Source organism: Synechococcus sp. R55.7 (genome assembly GCF_047461955.1).
Lineage (GTDB): Bacteria > Cyanobacteriota > Cyanobacteriia > Thermostichales > Thermostichaceae > Thermostichus.
The window spans coordinates 1-1,145 of sequence record NZ_JANSIC010000373.1; the positions used below are offsets into that span (position 1 = coordinate 1).

The 1,145-nt window shown below is 49.3% G+C and carries 2 protein-coding genes; one reads left to right on the plus strand and one right to left on the minus strand.

Annotation, left to right across the window (positions count from 1 at the left end):
- The first annotated feature begins 32 nt into the window (after positions 1 to 32).
- Positions 33 to 338, plus strand: coding sequence for an NADH-quinone oxidoreductase subunit NuoK (gene nuoK / locus NW820_RS12570; protein WP_414328814.1), 306 nt, complete (start codon positions 33 to 35; stop codon positions 336 to 338).
- 44 nt (positions 339 to 382) lie between these two features.
- Here the strand turns inward: nuoK and NW820_RS12575 are convergent, their stop codons facing one another.
- Positions 383 to 709 carry a DUF5684 domain-containing protein gene (locus tag NW820_RS12575; protein ID WP_011432901.1) on the minus strand — a complete coding sequence of 109 codons (327 nt, stop codon included), beginning with the start codon at positions 707 to 709 and terminating at the stop codon, positions 383 to 385.
- Positions 710 to 1,145: the final 436 nt, after the last annotated feature.

Genomic DNA, 1,145 nt, shown 5'->3' on the forward strand with positions numbered 1-1,145 from the left:
CATTGTGTATCTACATGGAGCTCATCGCGATGTTGCAACTGCAGTTTTTCTTGGTGGTGGCAGCGATTCTTTTCTGCATTGGTATTTACGGATTGATTGTGAGCCGCAATGCGATTCGCGTCCTGATGTCGATTGAGCTGATGCTCAATGCGGTGAACCTGAACTTCATGGCTTTCTCCAACTTTGTCGATTCAGCGATGATTCGCGGCCAGGTGTTCTCGGTGTTTGTCATCACTGTGGCGGCTGCCGAGGCCGCAGTGGGCTTGGCCATCGTGCTGGGGATCTACCGCAACCGCGCCACTATCGATATGGAGAGCTTCAACTTGCTCAAGTGGTAGACTTTTTCGATTGTTTAGTTTGTATCAAGGCAAGGCTGGCTAATTCAAGTGAAGGCCAGAATGCCTGAGTAGAGCAAAGCTCCCAAAACAGGCAGGAAAACCAGCAGACCCAGCCAGCGGGATTTATTCAGGCGGGGTGGAATGGCAAAGATCACCCAGATACCGAAGATCAAGTTGACTAGGGGAATGAAGAAGAGGATCACCCACCAGCCGGGTTTACCAGCAGCTCGACACATCACCCAGATGTTAGCAATCGGGATCCAAGCTAACCAAGCATTCGGCACGTTTAGCTTCTCTCCAATCACCATTAAGGTGTAGCTAAAGAAGGCGTAAAGGGCAACGGCAATCAGCCCTGGTAAAAGCTCATCCATCGTGACCCTCCCACATATTTTTTTGATATTTGCGAATGTCAACTCACTTGTCTCCAGCGTCTCTTTGGTGTCAGAGACAACCCTCGAATCTATACAGCTATAAGGCCAAACCGCAAGAAAACCAACTTTCCAAAGCTGTTCAGGAGCTACTCTGATCCCGCCCACAAAGTTAGCCAAAAGGGATCCCGTTGTCCAGACTTATCTGTCAAGTTTCATCAAGAATTCTGTCAAGTTTCATCAAGAATACAGATCTGACGAATAATCTCTCAAGCACGGGGGGGCAACGGCGGGCATTGGATCCCGGGAACCAGGGATTCCAGCAAGCCGCTACAGGCATCCCAGAGCAGCTCGATCACGTAATGGAATCCAGCCTCACCCCCGTAGGTCGTGTTGATCTTATGTTAGGATAGAGAGAATAATTTATAGAGGAAAGAGG

Bases quoted from the DNA above. Each gene is read 5' to 3' on its own strand.
- NW820_RS12575 (WP_011432901.1), bottom strand. From the start codon at position 709: ATGGATGAGCTTTTACCAGGGCTGATTGCCGTTGCCCTTTACGCCTTC.